Origin of the sequence: Streptomyces sp. NPDC008137, assembly GCF_042957035.1 — a bacterium.
Taxonomy (GTDB): Bacteria; Actinomycetota; Actinomycetes; order Streptomycetales; family Streptomycetaceae; genus Streptomyces.
In genome coordinates, this window is sequence record NZ_JBIBHN010000002.1 from 61,786 (window position 1) to 76,778 (window position 14,993).

Consider the following 14,993-nt stretch of genomic DNA (forward strand, 5'->3'; position numbering starts at 1 on the left):
AGGTCGGGAGGGGGGTGCCTGAACCGTGACCTCAGCCCGTCGGCCACGAGGCCGGATTCCACACCCCCGAGCGGCGGCGACGCGGCCACGTACCTTCGAGCCGTCTGCCGGCTGACGAGACCTGCCCCGGCTGATGCGGTGTCACCGCGCGGGCCCTCACTTCCCTCCACGGAAGGTGTTGCGGTACGCGCGCGGTGACACGCCCAGCGCTTCACGGAAGTGCTGGCGCATCGCGGTACCCGTCCCGAAGCCTGCCTCGGCCGCGATGCGGTCCACAGGGTCGTCCGTGCGTTCCAGCAGCCTGCGAGCGAGCTGCAGGCGCTGCTGACCGAGCCACTGCATCGGAGGCATCCCGGTCTCCTTGTGAAACCTGCGAGTCAGCGTGCGTACGCTCGTCGCTGCCCGGCAGGCCAGAGCCTCCAGAGTGAGGGGCTCTCCGAGATGTTCCAGAGCCCAGACACGGGCCGCGGCAATGGAGCTGTCCCCGGCTTCCGGCACCGGACGGTCGATGTACTGGGCCTGGCCGCCTTCACGGTGCGGAGGCACCACCGTGCCGCGGGCGACGGTGTTGGCGATGTCGGCGCCGTGGTCGCTGCGGATCATGTGCAGGCACAAGTCGATGCCGGCGGCGACACCCGCGGACGTCAGAACGCGGCGGTCGTCAGTGTAGAGAACATCGGGGTCCACCTCGATCTCCGGGTACAGGGCTGCGAGTTCCGGACAGGACTTCCAGTGCGTCGTCGCCCGGCGACCCGCGAGCAGACCGGCCGCCGCCAGCACGAACGACCCGGTGCAGATGGAAGCCAGACGTGCTGATTCCGGCACTTCCTCAAGTGCCGCTCGTACCGGCGGACTCAGCTGACCGCGCCGCTGGGGGCCGTAATCCTCGACAGCGGCAGGCACGATGACCGTGTCCGCCTGGCGCAGCGCCCGCGGCCCCAGCGGCACGTTGACGGTGAAGTCGGCTTCCGTGGATATCTCACCGGGCTCCACCGCGCAGGTCACCACCGAATACAACGGTCGGCCGGCGTCATCCGCCGCGGTCCCGAACAGCCGGTGCACGATCCCCAGCTCCATGGGCAGCAGCCCAGGCCGCACCAGGACAGCGACTGTGAGCACCCCTTCATCACTTACCGTCATGGCCAGATTCTTTCACTACATGTCCAAGCGGCCAGTGGTTCCGGGCACTCGTCTCACTCAAGGATGACGACATGCATGACACAACCGGCCATCACACCAAGGAATCCGGGCGCCGCGCCTGGTGGGTAGCCGCCGTCGCCGGAGTGGCGATCATCGTCGCCGGCGCCTTCTCCACCATGCCGGGCATTCTGCAAGATCCCCTGCGCCAGGAGTTCCACTGGTCCCGGGGCTCCATCGGCCTGGCCGCCTCGGTCAACATGGTCCTCTACGGCCTGACGGCCCCCTACGCCGCCGCCCTGATGGACCGGTTCGGCATCCGCCGAGTCGTCATTGCCGCCCTCGGGACCGTAGCCGCCGGAGCAGCGCTCACCACCGTGATGAACGCCGCCTGGCAGTTCACTCTCTTCTGGGGCTTCCTCGTCGGCCTGGGCACCGGTTCACTGTCGATGACCCTGGGCACCACCGTCACCAACCGCTGGTTCACCACCCACCGCGGCCTGGTGACCGGCATCCTCTCCTCCGGAAGCGTCCTCGGCCAGATGGTCTTCCTGCCCGCACTCGCGTGGATCATCGCCCGATACGACTGGCGCCCCGCCCTCGTCAGCCTCGCCGCAGCCGCGCTGGCGATCACTCCACTGATCTACCTCATCCTGCGCGACCACCCCGCCGACCGAGGACAACGCCCCTACGGCAGCGACACCTTCATCCCGCGGCCTGAGCCCGTCCCCGGCGCCGCCCGCCGCACCCTGACCGTGCTGCGCCACGCCGCACGGACCTTCCCCTTCTGGATGCTCGCCGGCACCTTCGCCATCTGCGGCGCATCCACCAACGGCATCATGTGGACCCACTTCACCCCGGCCGCCCACGACCACGGCATGCCGGTCACCACAGCCTCAACCCTGCTGGCATTCATCGGCGTCTTCAACGTGGTCGGCACGATCGCCTCCGGATGGCTCACCGACCGCATGGACGCCCGTCGGCTCCTCGCCGTCTGCTTCCTCCTACGGGGCCTGCTGCTGGTCGGCCTGCCGCTGACGATGGCCGCCACCGTCAACGCGCCCATGGTGGTCTTCGTAGTCGCCTTCGGCCTGCTCGACCTGGCGACCGTGCCACCGGTCATCGCCCTGTGCCGGACCTTCTACGGGGAAGACAGCGCCATCGTCTTCGGCTGGACCAACGCAGCACACCAGATCGGCGCCGCATCGGCATCCTTCCTCGGAGGCGTCACCCGCGACACATTCGGCAGCTACAACCCGGTCTGGCTCGCTCTGGGTGCCGCCTGCGCGGCCGCAGCCCTGCTGTCCACGGTCATCCGTCACCACCCCACCGCTTCGAACGAGGCCGACCAGAAGGTATACGCAACATCGGCAACGCGGAGCGACCGGTGAACGAGGTGTGAGGAAGCACGCCGCTTGGCCAACTCCTCGGCCAGTCGCGCAACAGCTGTTCCCGCTCGTCACGCGAGGCGAGGTGCCGCACCGAGGGCCGTCGATACTTGAAGGGCATCTCGTCGGCCAACCGGGTCGAGGGCAACCAGGTGGGGTGTCCAAGGTGGTGCGCGCCGTCGTTGAGCGCGAGCAATGGACGGCTTCCACGTGCTGCGGCACACCTGCACCTCGATCACGCATGGTTACTATGCTCACTTCATGCCGGAGGCCGGAGGCCGGAGGTAAGGTCCCGTTCTCCCGGATTGCGCCGCGTTGGAGCTTGCCGTGAAATGTAAGGTAATCGAGTAGTGGGACCTTTGAAGATGCTGAGAGAGGTCACCGCCACCCGCTACGTCGCACCCCTGCACTCCGGCGGCTCCGTCCCCGGCGTCGTCGAGGCCGACGACCTCGGCACGTACGTCGTGAAGTTCACCGGCTCCGCGCAGGGCCGCAAGGCGCTGGTCGCCGAGGTGATCGTGGGCGAACTGGCCCGTGCCCTCGGGCTGCGGTTCCCGGAACTGGTCCTCGTCCACTTCGACCCGGAGGTCGCCGACGCCGAGCCCCACCAGGAGGTGCGGGAGCTGCACGCGGCCAGCGCGGGCGTCAATCTCGGCATGGACTACCTGCCGGGCGCCCGGGACTTCACGCCGGAGGTCGCCCGGGTCTTCCCGGTCGACCCCCTGGAAGCGGGCAGGATCGTCTGGCTGGACGCCCTGACCGTGAACGTCGACCGCACGGTCCACAGTTCCAACCTGATGGTCTGGCCCACCCTGGGCGTCGCACCCCCGCGCCTGTGGCTGATCGACCACGGCGCCGCCCTCGTCTTCCACCATCGCTGGGACGCCGCCGACCCGGCCAAGGCCTACGACTTCCGGCACCACGCCCTCGGCCACTACGGGCCCGATGTGCGGGCCGCCGACACCGAGCTGGCTCCCCGGGTGACCGAGGATCTGCTGCGCGGCATCCTCGCGGAGGTCCCCGACGCCTGGCTCGCGGACGAGCCCGGGTTCGACACCCCGGACGAGGCACGCGAGGCGTATGCGACGTACCTCCACGCGCGCGTGCGGTCCTCCGAGGCCTGGCTGCCCACCGGCTTCCCCACCCCGGAGGAACGCGCCGCCGAGGAGGACGCCCGGGCGGCGAGAACCCGGCAAGGACGACCCGCGTGGCTCAAGCAGGTCCCCGACCTGCACGGCAAACCCGCGGCCCAACAGGATTGGTCGGTGCACCTCGGATGAGTGGCCGTGTGGAGATCGAGTACTGCACCCAGTGCCGCTGGCTGCCCCGGGCGGCATGGCTGGCGCAGGAGTTGCTCACGACCTTCGAGGCGGAGCTGACGGAGCTGGCGCTGAAGCCGGGCAAGGGCGGCGTGTTCGTCGTCCGCGTCGGCGACGAGGTCGTCTGGGACCGGCGCGAGCAGGGCTTCCCCGAACCGACCGCCGTGAAGAAGGCCGTACGCGACCGAGTGGCCCCGGGAAAGACCCTGGGCCACTCGGAGCGGTGATTGTTCGGCCGCTGACTGTTCAGCCCTTGAGCTGCTCGTACGCGGGCAGCGTGAGGAAGTCGGCGTAGTCCTCGTCGAGGGAGACGGTCAGCAGCAGGTCGTGTGCCTGCTGCCAGTTGCCGGCCGCGAAGGCCTCGTCGCCGTTCTCGGCGCGGATGTTCGCGAGTTCCTCGGCGGCGACCTTGCGGGCCAGCTCGGCGGTGACCTGCTCGCCGTTGTCGAGGACGACCTCCGCGTTGATCCACTGCCAGATCTGCGAGCGGGAGATCTCGGCGGTGGCCGCGTCCTCCATCAGGTTGAAGATGGCGACCGCGCCGAGCCCGCGCAGCCAGGCCTCGATGTAACGGATGCCGACCTGCACGGCGTTGACCAGACCCGCGTACGAGGGCTTGGCGTCGAGCGAGTCCACGGCGATCAGGTCGGCCGCCTTGACATCGACGTCCTCGCGCAGCCGGTCCTTCTGGTTGGGCTTCTCGCCGAGAACCTTGTCGAAGGACTCCATGGCGATCGGCACCAGGTCGGGGTGGGCGACCCAGGAGCCGTCGAAGCCGTCCCCGGCCTCGCGGTCCTTGTCGGCGCGGACCTTCTCGAAGGCGACCTTGTTGACCTCGGCGTCCCGGCGGGACGGGATGAAAGCCGCCATGCCGCCGATGGCGTGCGCGCCGCGCTTGTGGCAGGTGCGGACGAGGAGTTCGGTGTAGGCGCGCATGAACGGGGCCGTCATCGTGACCGCGTTGCGGTCCGGCAGGACGAACTTGGCGCCGCCGTCCCGGAAGTTCTTGACGATGGAGAACAGGTAGTCCCAGCGGCCCGCGTTCAGCCCGGAGGCGTGGTCGCGCAGCTCGTAGAGGATCTCCTCCATCTCGTACGCGGCCGTGATCGTCTCGATCAGGACGGTCGCGCGGACGGTGCCCTGCGGGATGCCGACGTACTCCTGTGCGAAGACGAAGACCTCGTTCCAGAGACGGGCCTCCAGGTGCGACTCCGTCTTCGGGAGGTAGAAGTACGGGCCCTTGCCGAGGCCCAGCAGGCGCTTGGCGTTGTGGAAGAAGTACAGGCCGAAGTCGACCAGCGCGCCGGGCACCGGGGTGCCGTCCGCGTCGACGAGGTGACGCTCGTTCAGGTGCCAGCCGCGCGGGCGCATGACGACCGTGGCGAGTTCCTCGTTCGCCTTCAGGGCGTACGACTTGCCGGACCTCTCGTCCGTGAAGTCGATGTTCCGGGTGTAGGCGTCGCTCAGGTTGAGCTGGCCGAGGACCACGTTCTCCCAGGTGGGCGCCGAGGCGTCCTCGAAGTCCGCGAGCCACACCCTGGCGCCCGAGTTGAGGGCGTTGATGGTCATCTTGCGGTCGGTGGGGCCGGTGATCTCGACCCGGCGGTCGTTCAGCGCGTCGGGGGCCGGGGCGACCTTCCAGGAGTCGTCGGCGCGGATCGCGGCGGTCTCCGGAAGGAAGTCGAGGGTGGAGGTGCGGGCGATCTCGGCGCGGCGCTCGGCGCGGCGGGCGAGGAGTTCGTCACGCCGGGGCGTGAACCGCCGGTGCAGCTCGGCCACGAAGGCCAGCGCCGCTTCGGTGAGGACCTCCTCCTGCCGGGGCAGGGGCTCGGCGTCGACGATGGCCAGCGGTGACGGCGCTGGTGCGGACATGAACGGTCACTTCCTTCAGCGAGCTGTGAAGACGAGGCGGCGGTTCGGCACCGGGTGCCAGTCTTCCCGGATACGGCGTTTCGGCGCCCACGGAGCCCTCGGGCGCTTCTGAAGTGTGGATACTAGTTTCCTCATAGTGGAAGTTCAATCGTGTGTTGACGTCGAGACTCTTTGGATCGAGGAAAGGTGGCGCTCCGTGCCACCCCGCTCACTCAAGGTGCGCCAGATCGGACTCGGTGTCGATGTCGAAGGGTCGGGCCACGTCCCCGCACTCGACGAGCGCGATCGCCGGCTCGTGTTCCTTCAGATAGGCGCGTGCCCCCCGGTCCCCGGTGGCAGTCGCGGCGATGCCCGCCCAGTGGGCGGCCCCGAACAGCACCGGATGGCCCCGCACCCCGGAGTACGCGGCCGACACCAGCGACTCCTCGCCCTTGTGTGCCCCGAGGACCCGGGCCACCGCCTCCGCGCCGATGCCGGGCTGGTCGACGAGCGAGACCAGGGCGGCCCGGGCGCCCGTACCGGCGAGCGAGTCGAGCCCGGCCCGCAGGGACGTCCCCATGCCCTGCTCCCAGTCGGGGTTGTCGACGAGGACGCAGTCCGGCAGGGCGGCGCGTTCGCGCACCTCTTCGGACCGGGCGCCCAGTACGACGTGGATCCGGGTGCAACCGCCCTCCCGCAGCACGCGCACCGCGTGCTCCACCAGCGGCCGCCCCCGATGGGGGAGCAGCGCCTTGGGCCGCCCTCCGAGGCGTCGCCCGCCCCCGGCGGCGAGCAGGAGCCCGGCAACCTCCCGGGCCTCTTCCGGCGTCTTCCGTGTCGTCATGGATCCTGCATACCGCACGATCCGGGGCCGAGAAGTAACGCAGCGGAGCAAGTCGATGACGCATTGGACTGGCGCCTGGTGGGCCCCGTCGTTTAATCTCGCCCGCACCGACCGTCCGGGTGTCCGATCGCTGCCCGGTGTGGGGGACTTCGCGTCGGATTGGCACGCGCACGACGAGGTGCGAGGGGGAGGACTGTGTTGCGGAGCGTGGAGCAGAAGCGGCAGGGGCCTGTGACCAGCGGCGACGAGGACCCGCGCGTGACGGAGCTGCGCTCCGCCGTGTCGGGGCTGCGCCGCCGGCTCGCCGCCCATCCCGGCGATTTCGCCGACCGGACCATCGCCGAGGAGGAACTGGCCGCGCTGGACGCGATGGCCGTCGCCGGCATCCCCGAGATCCCGCGGCTGCGCCGCTGCTTGCTGCTGATCGCCGGTGCGATCGGCTCGGTGAGCGCGCTGTCCCCAGGCCTCTCCGAGGTCCGCCGGGCCGTGGACCTCTTCGGAGGGCCGGTGCGCGGGGAGGGCTAGGGTCTGTCGTTTGGATCACGGCGCAGGGAATCGGCAGCACTTCTTCGACGCCGGTGAGCGGGGCCTGGTGCGTGCAGCTGCACGGCGGAGGAGGGAGTCGACGCGATGGGGGCCCCGCCCGCGCGAGCGAAGCCGAGCGTGGGGGAGTCGGCGACCGACGAGAACGCGGCAGATGTGCGTGCCAGGCCCCGCTCACCGGCGTGATCCAAACGACAGGCCCTAGGACACCGCGCCCGCGCCGAACGTCAGGCGGGGCTCTGGTTGGCCAGGGCCTCCGACAGTTCCGCGGCGACCTGCTGGAGCACCGGCACGATCTTGTCCGTCGCCGCCTCCGTGACCCGGCCGGCCGGGCCGGAGATGGAGATGGCCGCTGCGGTGGGGGAGTCGGGCACCGAGACCGCCAGGCAGCGGACCCCGATCTCCTGCTCGTTGTCGTCGATCGCGTAGCCCTGCCGGCGTACTTCCTCCAGCGCGGCGATGAACCCGTCCGGCGTCGTGATCGTCTTCTCCGTCGCGGCGGGCATGCCCGTGCGGTGGAGCAGGGCGCGCACCTCTTCCGCCGGGAAGCCCGCGAGCAGAGCCTTGCCCACGCCCGTGGAGTGCGGCAGGACGCGCCGGCCGACCTCCGTGAACATGCGCATCGAGTGCTTCGACGGCACCTGTGCCACGTACACGATCTCGTCCCCGTCCAGCAGCGCCATGTTCGCCGTCTCGCCGGTCTCCTCGACCAGCCGGGCGAGGTAGGGCCGTGCCCAGGTGCCCAGCAGCCGGGCAGCCGACTCGCCGAGACGGATCAGGCGCGGGCCGAGCGCGTACCGCCGGTTCGGCTGCTGACGGACGTAGCCGCAGGCCACCAGGGTGCGCATCAGGCGGTGGATGGTCGGAAGCGGCAGCCCGCTGCTCGCGGACAGCTCGCTCAGGCCGACCTCGCCACCCGCGTCCGCCATCCGTTCGAGCAGGTCGAAGGCGCGCTCCAGGGACTGTACGCCGCCGTTGGCGGAGGACCGGGCGGAGTCGGTGGTGCTGGCGCTGGACGTCGGCACGGCGCGTTCCTTTCGGGACTGGCGGCGGAAGAGCAGAAGCCTACCCGGCAGTCGGTTGACTCCCTGCTCGTACGTAGCTACGTTCTGCGTGCTGGAAGTTTAATTCCGCTTTGTGGAAACGTCCAGGAGTGGCCACGTGAAAGGCGCCTGAATCCAGTGTGCCCTTGACTGGCACAGGAGAGGGAGTGAAACTCCTTCAACAGAAAGTTGAATTCCGGTAGGTGGAAGTAACAGGTGGAAGTAAGGGGTTCGGGTGTCCGACGCTGAACTGGTGCTCCGCTCGACGCGTGTCATCACTCCCGAGGGGACGCGCGCCGCCTCGGTCGCCGTCGCCGGCGGCACGATCACGGCCGTCCTCCCGTACGACGCGCCCGTACCGGAGGGCGCCCGCCTGGAGGACCTGGGCGACCACGTCCTGCTGCCCGGCCTGGTCGACACCCACGTCCATGTGAACGACCCCGGCCGCACCGAGTGGGAGGGCTTCTGGACCGCCACCCGCGCCGCGGCGGCCGGCGGCATCACGACCCTCGTCGACATGCCCCTCAACTCCCTCCCGCCGACCACGACCGTCGCGCACCTCCGTACGAAGCAGCGGGTCGCCGCCGACAAGGCGCACATCGACGTCGGCTTCTGGGGTGGCGCCCTGCCCGACAACGTCAAGGACCTGCGCCCGCTGCACGAGGCCGGAGTCTTCGGCTTCAAGGCGTTCCTGTCGCCGTCCGGCGTCGACGAGTTCCCGCACCTCGACCGGGACCCGCTCGCCCGCTCCATGGCCGAGATCGCCGCCCTCGACGGACTGCTCATCGTGCACGCCGAGGACCCCCACCTCCTCGCCTCCGCCCCGCAGCGGCCCGGCCCTCGGTACGCCGACTTCCTCGCCTCCCGCCCCCGGGACGCCGAGGACACCGCCATCGCCCAGCTCATCCGCGAGGCGAAGGCCCTCCACGCGCGCGTGCACATCCTGCACCTGTCCTCCAGCGACGCCCTGCCCATGATCGCCGAGGCGAAGGCGGAGGGCGTCCGCATCACCGTGGAGACGTGCCCCCACTACCTCACGCTCATCGCCGAGGAAGTCCCCGACGGCGCCAGCGAGTTCAAGTGCTGCCCGCCGATCCGCGAGTCCGCCAACCAGGACCTGCTCTGGCAGGCGCTGGCCGACGGCACCATCGACTGCGTCGTCACCGACCACTCCCCGTCCACCGCCGACCTCAAGACGGACGACTTCGCGACGGCGTGGGGCGGCATCTCCGGACTCCAGCTGAGCCTCGCGGCGGTCTGGACAGCGGCCCGCGAGCGCGGTCACGGCCTGGAGGACGTGGTCCGCTGGATGTCCACGCGGACCTCCGAGCTGGTCGGGCTCGACACCCGCAAGGGCGCCATCGCGGCGGGCCGCGACGCCGACTTCGCCGTCCTGGCGCCCGACGAGACCTTCACCGTCGACCCGGCGGCCCTCCAGCACCGCAATCACGTCACGGCGTACGCGGGCAAGACCCTGTACGGCGTCGTGAAGTCCACCTGGCTGCGCGGACAGCGCATCGTCGCGGACGGCGAGTTCACCGAACCGAAGGGGCGGCTCCTCACCCGAACCGACTGAATCCCAGCCCAGACCTCGAAAGGCAGATCTGATCACCGTGACGGCGATTCCCAGCTTCACCGGCGACGCGAACCCCTACGGAGGCGGCGACCCGTACGCGGACTACCGCACCGCCGACTTCCCCTTCACCCAGTACGCCGACCTCGCCGACCGGCGCCTCGGAGCCGGTGTCATCGCCGCCAACGACGAGTTCTTCGCCCAGCGCGAGAACCTGCTGGTGCCCGGGCCCGCCGAGTTCGACCCCGAGCACTTCGGGCACAAGGGCAAGATCATGGACGGCTGGGAGACGCGGCGGCGGCGCGGTGCCTCCGCCGGGCACCCGTGGCCGGCCGCCGAGGATCACGACTGGGCTCTGGTGCGTCTCGGCGCGCCCGGGGTGATCCGCGGGATCGTCGTCGACACGGCCCACTTCCGCGGCAACTACCCGCAGGCGGTGTCCGTCGAGGGCACCTCCGTGCCGGGTTCCCCGTCGCCGGAGGAACTCCTCGGGGACGACGTGAAGTGGACGACCCTCATCCCGCGCACCCCGGTCGGCGGCCACGCGGCGAACGGTTTCTCCGTCGCGGCCGAGCAGCGCTTCACCCACCTGCGGGTGAACCAGCACCCCGACGGCGGCATCGCCCGCCTGCGCGTGCACGGCGAGGTCGTCCCGGACCCCGAGTGGCTGGAGACGCTCGGCACCGTCGACGTCGTCGCCCTGGAGAACGGCGGCCGGGCGGAGGACGCCTCCAACCTCTTCTACTCGCCCGCCTCCAACACCATCCAGCCGGGCCGCTCCCGCAAGATGGACGACGGCTGGGAGACCCGGCGCCGCCGCGACCAGGGCAACGACTGGATCCGCTATCGGCTGGCCGCCCAGGCGCGGATCCGCGCCCTGGAGATCGACACCGCCTACCTCAAGGGCAACAGCGCCGGCTGGGCGTCCGTGTCGGTCAGGGACGGCGAGGACGGGGAGTGGCGCGAGATCCTGCCCCGCACCCGCCTCCAGCCCGACACCAACCACCGCTTCGTCCTCCCGGAGCCGGCCGTCGGCACGCACGCGCGCGTGGACATCTTCCCGGACGGCGGCATCTCCCGGCTGCGCCTGTTCGGCTCCCTGACGGAAGACGGCGCCCGGCGTCTCGCGGCGCGTCACCAGGAGCTGGGCGGCTGAGCCGACGCCGGCCCATGGGGCGCACCGGCCTGACAGCACCGGTGCGCCCCATGCACATCACGTGCGCCCCATGCACATCACGTGCGCTCCATGTACGTCACGTGCGCCCTGAGAGCCTCACGCCGCGTGCCCGCCGTCCACCGCGAACTCCGCACCGGTCACATACGTCGCCCCCGCGAGGTAGGCGACCATCGACGCCACCTCGTCCGCCGTCCCGAACCGCCCCAGCGCGGTCATCGCCGCCTGGCCCTCCGCATGCGGACCGTCCGCCGGATTCATGTCCGTGTCGATCGGGCCGGGCAGGACCAGGTTCGCCGTGATCCCGCGCCCGCCCAGCTCCCTGGCCAGGGCCTTCGTCAGACCGGCCAGGGCGGCCTTGCTCATCGCGTAGAGCGTCCCGCCGGGCCCCGGCACGCGCTGTGCCATGCAACTGCCGATCGTGATGATCCGCCCACCCTCGGGCAGCCACGCGGCGGCCGCCCGGGACGTCAGGAAGACGCCCCGTACGTTGATGTCGAGGACCCGGTCGACGTCCTCGAGGGACAGCGTCTCCAGCAGCCCGAGCACCCCCACGCCCGCGCTGTTCACCAGGACGTCGAGCCTGCCCAGCGCCTCGGCCGCCGCATCCACCACTTCGGCCGCGTCGGTGGCGTCCCCGGCGTCCGCCCGCAGCGCCACCGACCGGCGTCCCAGCGCCTCCACGGCCCGTACGACGTCCTCGGCCGCCTCCTTGCCGTTGACATAGCCGACGGCCACGTCCGCGCCCTCCTGAGCCAGCCGCAGGGCCGTCGCCGCGCCGATGCCACGGCTCCCGCCGGTCACGAGAGCGACCTTGCCGTGCAGGGTTTCCCGAAAAGCCGGCCGCGAAGTCGCCTGAGAAGTTCCTTGTGAAGTCATGTGTCCATCCCAGCGGCGTCCGGACGGCGACGCTGGCGGCGAACGGACATCGAGGTCCCGGGCGACACGCGCGCGTGGCGTACGGCCCAGCGATGAGTTGCGGGTGCCTGCGGGGTCTGAACCCATGACAACGGACCCTCTTCGTTCCGGAAAGGCAGGCACCCGTCATGGGCAAGCTCGTCTCCACCCTCTTCGTCACCCTCGACGGCGTCTACCAGGCCCCCGGCGGGCCCAAGGAGGACACCCGCGGGGGCTTCGCCCACGGCGGCTGGAGCTTCTGGTACGCCGACGAGGACTTCGGCCGGTTCGTCAACGACGTCTTCGCGCGCCCGGCCGCCTTCCTGCTCGGGCGCCGTACATACGACATCTTCTCCTCGTACTGGCCGAAGGTGACCGACCCGGCCGATCCGGTCGCCTCGAAGCTCAACTCACTGCCGAAGTACGTCCCTTCCTCGACCCTGAAGGACCCCGGCTGGGCGGGCACCACCGTGCTCTCCGGTGACCTCGGCAAGGAGGTCACCGCCCTGAAGGAGCGCACCGACGGCGAACTGCAGGTGCACGGCAGCGGCGCCCTCGTCCGCTCCCTGCTGTCGCTCGACCTCGTCGACACGCTCCACCTGCTGACGTTCCCGGTCGTGCTCGGCACCGGGTTCCGGCTGTTCCCGGAGGGCGCCGAACCGACCGCGTTCCGGCACACGGGAGGGAGCGTCTCCGGCGCGGGCGTCTCGATGCAGACGTACGACCTGGCGGGCCGCCCGGAGTACGGCGAGTACAAGCTGCCGGAGGACGCGTAGCCGAGGTTAACTTCCCGCAAACTCATCCGACTTGACGGGAAAAACTCCGCGCTTGACATTGACATGCCACTGTCTACGCGCGTCATCATGAGCGCATGAATTTCCCCCCACGCGCCTCGCGACTCGGCGCAGCAGCCGCCCTCGTGTCCGCTCTCCTCATCGGCGGGACCGTCTCCGCCACCACGGCCGACGCCGCCCCCACCGCCGTCGGTGACATCTGCTACAGCAAACTGCCGTCCCAGGCCCACGACACGCTCGACCTGATCGAGCAGGGCGGCCCCTACCCGTACGACCAGGACGGCACCGTCTTCCAGAACCGGGAGGGCATCCTGCCCCAGCAGTCGACCGGGTATTACCACGAGTACACGGTCATCACCCCGGGCTCCTCCAACCGCGGTGCGCGGCGCATCGTCACCGGTGAGGAGAACCAGGAGGACTACTACACGGCCGACCACTACGAGTCGTTCGATCTGGTCGACTACGGCTGCTGAACCGGGCGGCCCCTTCGCTGAACACCGGCCGGAAGTCCGCCCGCACGCTCAGACGGACTTCCGGCTCCCGGCCGCCGCGAACAGGGCGACGCCCAGCACGAGCAGGGTGACGCTCGCGTAGATCTCGTAGCCCTCGAGGAACCCCAGCCGCTGCACGAGGCCCCAGTCCCAGTCGGTGAACTCGTGCACCAGGCCCGCCACGCCCTGCACGAGGGCGAGGAAGCCAAGAATCTCCAGTACCTGCTTCATGCCACGAGCCTCGCCTCCCGGACCCCCTCGCGCGTCGGCCGCGGGGCGCACATCCGGTGGCGGAGGTCCCTGTTCGCGCCCGGCCGGCCGCGCCGAAGGTCTCCGGTGCGACGACTTTGGTCGACGATCCCGCCCGGGAAGCGGACGAACGGGACCCGGGCTGCGTAGATTTGCCGACCGTGAGTGGTGACAACGCGGGGCAGGCCGCCCCGGTACCGCCGGGGGAGGCGCCCTCGCTGTTCACCGGGCCCAGATGGCTCATCCCGTCCGCCCTGTTGCGTGAACTCGACCCGGACACCGAACGGGCCGGGCGGAGGCCCCGGCGCACCGCGCGCGACTGGGTCGTCGACTTCTGCTGCTTCGCGCTCGCCGTGCTCATCGGGATGATCGCCATGGAGTCGCTCGTCGAGAACCCCCACGTCCCGGTGGGGCTGGCCGTCGTCGACCAGGTGATCGGCGCGCTGGCCTGCGCGGCGGTCTGGCTGCGCCGCCGCTGGCCGCTGGGTCTCGCCGTGGCGCTGACACCCGTCACCTTCGTCTCGGACACCGCGGGCGGCGCGGGCGTCATCGCCCTGTTCACCCTCGCCGTGCACCGTCCCTTCCGGTACGTGGCCTGGGTGGGCGGCGTCAACGTGGCGCTGGTCCCGCTGTTCTACTGGCTGCGCCCCGACGGGGACATCTCCTACCTGGTGAGTGTGGTCTTCGCCGTGCTGCTCACCGTGGCGATCGTCGGGTGGGGCATGTTCGTACGAGCCAAGCGGCAGTTGCTGCTCAGTCTCCGGGACCGTGCCCGGCGGGCCGAGACGGAGGCGAGGCTGCGGGCCGAGCAGGCGCAGCGGCTCGCCCGCGAGGCCATCGCGCGGGAGATGCACGACGTACTGGCCCACCGGCTGACGCTGCTGAGCGTGCACGCGGGAGCCCTGGAGTTCCGGCCCGACGCGCCCCCGGCACAGACCGCGCGGGCGGCGGGAGTGATCCGGGAGAGTGCGCACGAGGCCCTTCAGGACCTGCGCGAGATCATCGGCGTGCTGCGGGCGGGCGAGCCCGACGACACGGGCAGACCGCAGCCGACCCTCGGGGCGCTGGACACGCTGGTCGCCGAGTCCCGCCAGGCCGGCATGAAGGTCTCCCTGGACCAGCGCGTCGGCGACCCCGCCGCCGTCCCGTCCTCCGTCGGCCGCACCGCCTACCGCATCGCGCAGGAGGGGCTGACCAACGCCCGCAAGCACGCGCCCGGCACGGAGGTCACGGTGTCCGTCACCGGCGCACCGGGCGACGGCCTCACCGTCCGCGTGCACAACCCGCCCCCCGAGGGCGAGGTGCCCCCCGTACCCGGCTCCGGCCAGGGCCTGATCGGGCTGAGGGAACGGGCGACCCTGGCGGGCGGCCGTCTGGAGCACGGGCACACACCGGAGGGCGGGTTCGAGGTACGGGCGTGGCTGCCGTGGGCGTGCGGGCCGGTCCTCGTCTGACCGGGACGTCACCCGGGCGCACGCCGGGCGTCCGTGCGCAACCCCATGTCCCCGCGCGCCGAAGCCAGTTGACTTGACCGCGGAGATGGCTGATGTTTGTGCCGCCTTCAGCACCACGAGTAACGGAAGGAACACCACGTGAGTTTCGGGGGACCCGCCAACCCGTACCAGCCGCCAGGACCGCCGGCCGGGGGACCGTACCCGCCGCCTCCGGCCATGGGCCCCTACGTACCGCC

The 14,993-nt window shown here is 70.7% G+C and carries 15 protein-coding genes; 9 read left to right on the forward strand and 6 right to left on the reverse strand.

Features of this window, described 5'->3' with window-relative positions; translation table 11 throughout:
• Nucleotides 1–156: 156 nt before the first annotated feature.
• Nucleotides 157–1,077: a helix-turn-helix domain-containing protein gene (locus ACFZBT_RS03620; protein WP_391097936.1), complete on the reverse strand. Its 921-nt coding sequence runs from the start codon at nucleotides 1,075–1,077 to the stop codon at nucleotides 157–159.
• Between the two features lie 134 nt (nucleotides 1,078–1,211).
• On the opposite strand from ACFZBT_RS03620, the gene ACFZBT_RS03625 reads away from it, so the two are divergent.
• The 3 genes from ACFZBT_RS03625 (at nucleotide 1,212) to ACFZBT_RS03635 (ending at nucleotide 4,071) form a co-directional block, all read left to right on the forward strand.
• Nucleotides 1,212–2,528, forward strand: coding sequence for an MFS transporter (locus ACFZBT_RS03625; protein ID WP_391097937.1), 1,317 nt, complete (start codon nucleotides 1,212–1,214; stop codon nucleotides 2,526–2,528).
• Nucleotides 2,529–2,890: 362 nt separating this feature from the next.
• Nucleotides 2,891–3,805 carry a HipA family kinase gene (locus tag ACFZBT_RS03630; protein WP_391098857.1) on the forward strand — a complete coding sequence of 305 codons (915 nt, stop codon included), beginning with the start codon at nucleotides 2,891–2,893 and terminating at the stop codon, nucleotides 3,803–3,805.
• Complete coding sequence (locus tag ACFZBT_RS03635; RefSeq protein ID WP_184588795.1) at nucleotides 3,802–4,071, forward strand: SelT/SelW/SelH family protein; 270 nt, start codon at nucleotides 3,802–3,804, stop codon at nucleotides 4,069–4,071. The genes ACFZBT_RS03630 and ACFZBT_RS03635 overlap by 4 nt, the downstream gene beginning before the upstream one ends.
• A gap of 19 nt (nucleotides 4,072–4,090) precedes the next feature.
• Here ACFZBT_RS03635 and aceB read toward each other — a convergent pair whose 3' ends face one another.
• Together aceB and ACFZBT_RS03645 are read right to left on the reverse strand one after the other, a co-directional pair.
• Nucleotides 4,091–5,716 carry a malate synthase A gene (gene aceB / locus ACFZBT_RS03640; RefSeq protein ID WP_391097938.1) on the reverse strand — a complete coding sequence of 542 codons (1,626 nt, stop codon included), beginning with the start codon at nucleotides 5,714–5,716 and terminating at the stop codon, nucleotides 4,091–4,093.
• A gap of 208 nt (nucleotides 5,717–5,924) precedes the next feature.
• A complete protein-coding gene (locus ACFZBT_RS03645; RefSeq protein WP_391097940.1) occupies nucleotides 5,925–6,539 on the reverse strand; it encodes an NTP transferase domain-containing protein in 615 nt (204 codons plus the stop codon).
• Nucleotides 6,540–6,737: 198 nt separating this feature from the next.
• On the opposite strand from ACFZBT_RS03645, the gene ACFZBT_RS03650 reads away from it, so the two are divergent.
• Nucleotides 6,738–7,064, forward strand: a complete 327-nt coding sequence (locus tag ACFZBT_RS03650; protein WP_391097942.1) for a DUF5955 family protein — start codon at nucleotides 6,738–6,740, stop codon at nucleotides 7,062–7,064.
• A gap of 245 nt (nucleotides 7,065–7,309) precedes the next feature.
• On the opposite strand, the gene ACFZBT_RS03655 is transcribed toward ACFZBT_RS03650, so the two are convergent.
• Nucleotides 7,310–8,107 (reverse strand): IclR family transcriptional regulator C-terminal domain-containing protein, encoded by a 798-nt coding sequence (locus ACFZBT_RS03655; RefSeq protein WP_391097944.1) that lies wholly within the window; start codon nucleotides 8,105–8,107, stop codon nucleotides 7,310–7,312.
• A gap of 253 nt (nucleotides 8,108–8,360) precedes the next feature.
• On the opposite strand from ACFZBT_RS03655, the gene allB reads away from it, so the two are divergent.
• Both allB and alc read left to right on the forward strand, forming a co-directional pair.
• Nucleotides 8,361–9,701 (forward strand): allantoinase AllB, encoded by a 1,341-nt coding sequence (allB, locus tag ACFZBT_RS03660; RefSeq protein WP_391097946.1) that lies wholly within the window; start codon nucleotides 8,361–8,363, stop codon nucleotides 9,699–9,701.
• Nucleotides 9,702–9,738: 37 nt separating this feature from the next.
• On the forward strand, nucleotides 9,739–10,854 hold the full coding sequence (alc, locus tag ACFZBT_RS03665) for an allantoicase (protein ID WP_391097947.1): 1,116 nt from the start codon (nucleotides 9,739–9,741) through the stop codon (nucleotides 10,852–10,854).
• A 117-nt stretch (nucleotides 10,855–10,971) separates the two neighbouring features.
• On the opposite strand, the gene ACFZBT_RS03670 is transcribed toward alc, so the two are convergent.
• Entirely contained in the window at nucleotides 10,972–11,751 is a 780-nt protein-coding gene (locus ACFZBT_RS03670) for an SDR family oxidoreductase (protein WP_391097948.1), read from the reverse strand.
• Nucleotides 11,752–11,918: 167 nt separating this feature from the next.
• Between ACFZBT_RS03670 and ACFZBT_RS03675 the strand changes: the two genes are divergently transcribed.
• Nucleotides 11,919–12,545 carry a dihydrofolate reductase family protein gene (locus ACFZBT_RS03675; protein WP_391097950.1) on the forward strand — a complete coding sequence of 209 codons (627 nt, stop codon included), beginning with the start codon at nucleotides 11,919–11,921 and terminating at the stop codon, nucleotides 12,543–12,545.
• A 95-nt stretch (nucleotides 12,546–12,640) separates the two neighbouring features.
• Nucleotides 12,641–13,036, forward strand: a complete 396-nt coding sequence (locus tag ACFZBT_RS03680) for a ribonuclease domain-containing protein (protein WP_391097952.1) — start codon at nucleotides 12,641–12,643, stop codon at nucleotides 13,034–13,036.
• 48 nt (nucleotides 13,037–13,084) lie between these two features.
• Here the strand turns inward: ACFZBT_RS03680 and ACFZBT_RS03685 are convergent, their stop codons facing one another.
• Nucleotides 13,085–13,285, reverse strand: a complete 201-nt coding sequence (locus ACFZBT_RS03685) for a hypothetical protein (protein ID WP_391097954.1) — start codon at nucleotides 13,283–13,285, stop codon at nucleotides 13,085–13,087.
• A gap of 179 nt (nucleotides 13,286–13,464) precedes the next feature.
• On the opposite strand from ACFZBT_RS03685, the gene ACFZBT_RS03690 reads away from it, so the two are divergent.
• Complete coding sequence (locus ACFZBT_RS03690; RefSeq protein WP_391097956.1) at nucleotides 13,465–14,757, forward strand: histidine kinase; 1,293 nt, start codon at nucleotides 13,465–13,467, stop codon at nucleotides 14,755–14,757.
• The last annotated feature ends 236 nt before the right edge of the window (nucleotides 14,758–14,993 follow it).

Excerpts from the sequence above, each read along its gene's own strand:
- ACFZBT_RS03625 (WP_391097937.1), top strand. The coding sequence starts at position 1,212 with ATGCATGACACAACCGGCCATCACACCAAGGAATCCGGGCGCCGCGCC.
- ACFZBT_RS03680 (WP_391097952.1), top strand. The coding sequence starts at position 12,641 with ATGAATTTCCCCCCACGCGCCTCGCGACTCGGCGCAGCAGCCGCCCTC.
- ACFZBT_RS03620 (WP_391097936.1), bottom strand. The coding sequence starts at position 1,077 with ATGGAGCTGGGGATCGTGCACCGGCTGTTCGGGACCGCGGCGGATGAC.
- ACFZBT_RS03630 (WP_391098857.1), top strand. The coding sequence starts at position 2,891 with ATGCTGAGAGAGGTCACCGCCACCCGCTACGTCGCACCCCTGCACTCC.
- ACFZBT_RS03635 (WP_184588795.1), top strand. The coding sequence starts at position 3,802 with ATGAGTGGCCGTGTGGAGATCGAGTACTGCACCCAGTGCCGCTGGCTG.
- ACFZBT_RS03670 (WP_391097948.1), bottom strand. The coding sequence starts at position 11,751 with ATGACTTCACAAGGAACTTCTCAGGCGACTTCGCGGCCGGCTTTTCGG.
- ACFZBT_RS03685 (WP_391097954.1), bottom strand. The coding sequence starts at position 13,285 with ATGAAGCAGGTACTGGAGATTCTTGGCTTCCTCGCCCTCGTGCAGGGC.
- ACFZBT_RS03675 (WP_391097950.1), top strand. The coding sequence starts at position 11,919 with ATGGGCAAGCTCGTCTCCACCCTCTTCGTCACCCTCGACGGCGTCTAC.
- aceB (WP_391097938.1), bottom strand. The coding sequence starts at position 5,716 with ATGTCCGCACCAGCGCCGTCACCGCTGGCCATCGTCGACGCCGAGCCC.
- ACFZBT_RS03645 (WP_391097940.1), bottom strand. The coding sequence starts at position 6,539 with ATGACGACACGGAAGACGCCGGAAGAGGCCCGGGAGGTTGCCGGGCTC.